The sequence below is a fragment of the Candidatus Frankia nodulisporulans genome, from assembly GCF_902806475.1.
Classification (GTDB): domain Bacteria; phylum Actinomycetota; class Actinomycetes; order Frankiales; family Frankiaceae; genus Frankia; species Frankia umida.
In genome coordinates this window covers 1-1,530 of the sequence record NZ_CADCWS010000464.1, presented here as the reverse complement: position 1 = coordinate 1,530, position 1,530 = coordinate 1, and the positions used below count along the sequence as shown (strand labels likewise).

Annotated in this window: 3 protein-coding genes; all 3 read right to left on the bottom strand. The window is 71.4% G+C overall.

Annotated elements, in window-relative coordinates; genetic code table 11:
• Nucleotides 1–21 precede the first annotated feature (21 nt).
• Genes G6R24_RS20830 through G6R24_RS20820 form a run of 3 tightly spaced genes read right to left on the bottom strand, consistent with a single transcriptional unit; the run spans nt 22 to nt 1,476 of the window.
• Nucleotides 22–339 carry an antibiotic biosynthesis monooxygenase family protein gene (locus G6R24_RS20830; RefSeq protein WP_163550821.1) on the bottom strand — a complete coding sequence of 106 codons (318 nt, stop codon included), beginning with the start codon at nt 337–339 and terminating at the stop codon, nt 22–24.
• A 58-nt stretch (nt 340–397) separates the two neighbouring features.
• Nucleotides 398–739 (bottom strand): antibiotic biosynthesis monooxygenase family protein, encoded by a 342-nt coding sequence (locus G6R24_RS20825; protein WP_163550820.1) that lies wholly within the window; start codon nt 737–739, stop codon nt 398–400.
• Entirely contained in the window at nt 739–1,476 is a 738-nt protein-coding gene (locus tag G6R24_RS20820) for an SDR family NAD(P)-dependent oxidoreductase (RefSeq protein ID WP_163550819.1), read from the bottom strand. Before G6R24_RS20820 ends, G6R24_RS20825 begins: the two co-directional genes overlap by 1 nt.
• Nucleotides 1,477–1,530 lie beyond the last annotated feature (54 nt).

The following is a 1,530-nucleotide window of genomic DNA, read 5'->3' as shown; positions in this document are numbered from 1 at the left end:
TGGTCAGGCGGGTGGGGCTGGTCAGGCGGGTGGGGCCGGGTCGAACGGGCCCTGCGGGCCGTAGGCGGCGACCTCGGTGTAGATCGCAGGGCGACGCTCGGGGTCCTGCAGCGGACGCAGCGGGGAGGTCGTCCCGCGGTGGTTCGCGCCCTGTTCCCACGCGCTGAACTCGGCCATGCTCGACCACACGCTGACGACGGCGTACCGCGTGGGATCGGACACCGAGCGCTGCAGGGTGTTACCGAGCAGACCGGGCGTGCCGACCAGCTTGGAGCTGATCTCGTGGTAGGCCCGCTCGACCGCGCCGGGCTCCCCCGCCGGGTCGACCGCCCACAGCATCACCCGCACCCTGGCCGCCGGGGCGGCCAGGGCTGACTGGTTGTCGTCGGCCACGGGGCTAGCCGGCCGCGGGCACGGGCTGCGATGCCGTGCCCACCAGGTGGGCGAGCACCGAGCCGGTGGCCATGGTGCCGCTGGCCCGCAGCGGGTGCAGGATCTTGCGGTGCGTCAGGTGGCCCTCGCTGAGCTCGAACTCGCGGAAGCTCGCCTCGTCCACCCAGTCACTGATGATGAAGTAGGTGCCCAGCTCGTCCTCGGAACGCACCAGCCACTGGCCGAGGTTCGCCGGGTGCGAGGTGATGCCGTCACCGATGTTGAGCCAGGTCTGTTCGAACTCGGCCTCACGACCCGGGTGGATGCGCATGGTCAGCATGATCCGGAAGGGGGATGTGGCTGCCATCAGATACCTCCGTCGACGGTGAAGGTGGCGCCGTTGACGTACGACGACACGTCGCTGGCCAGGAACAGCACGACCGCGGCGACCTCGTGGGCCTCGCCGAGGCGACCGAGCGGGATGCGGTTGGTGTAGGCCGCGCGGGCCGCGTCGGGCATGCCGGCGGCCTGGTCGGTCTCGATGACGCCGGGCGAGACCAGGTTCACCCGGATGCCGCGGCCGCCCAGTTCCTTGGACAGCGACCGGGTCAGTCCGATCAGTCCGGTCTTCGCCGCGGTGTAGTGGGCCCGCAGCGGCACGCCGACCAGCCCCGCCCCGGAACCGATGTTGATCACCGATCCGGAGTCGCCGAGCAGCGCCAGCGCGCCCTGGGTGACCAGGTGGGTGGCGGTCAGGTTGGTGGCCAGGACCTGGGTCCATGCCTCCAACGGCAGCTGGGCGTACGGGACGTGGCTGATCGTGCCGACGCTGTTGACGACGATGTCGAGGCCGCCGAGGTGGGTTCCGGTGGCCTCGAGCAGCTCGCCGATCTGGGCCGGGTCCGCGACGTCGGCCTGGACGAGCAGGTGGTCGCCGCCGGTGTCCTTGAGTTCGCGGCGCAGGCTCTCGGCGTCCTCGGTCTGGCGCTGGTGGCCGACGACGACGGTCGCGCCGGCCTGGGCGAGGCCGAGCACGACCGAGCGGCCGATGCCGCGGGTGCCGCCGGTGACCAGGGCGCGTCGCCCGGCCAGGTCTGGGAACATCGTTGACTCGTCTCCTTGGATCATGCTGACGGATGTCGGGACGTCGGGACATCA

What these genes read in the sequence shown, in the direction of transcription:
- G6R24_RS20830 (WP_163550821.1), bottom strand. Translation starts at nt 339, where the DNA reads ATGCTGTGGGCGGTCGACCCGGCGGGGGAGCCCGGCGCGGTCGAGCGG.
- G6R24_RS20825 (WP_163550820.1), bottom strand. Translation starts at nt 739, where the DNA reads ATGGCAGCCACATCCCCCTTCCGGATCATGCTGACCATGCGCATCCAC.
- G6R24_RS20820 (WP_163550819.1), bottom strand. Translation starts at nt 1,476, where the DNA reads ATGTTCCCAGACCTGGCCGGGCGACGCGCCCTGGTCACCGGCGGCACC.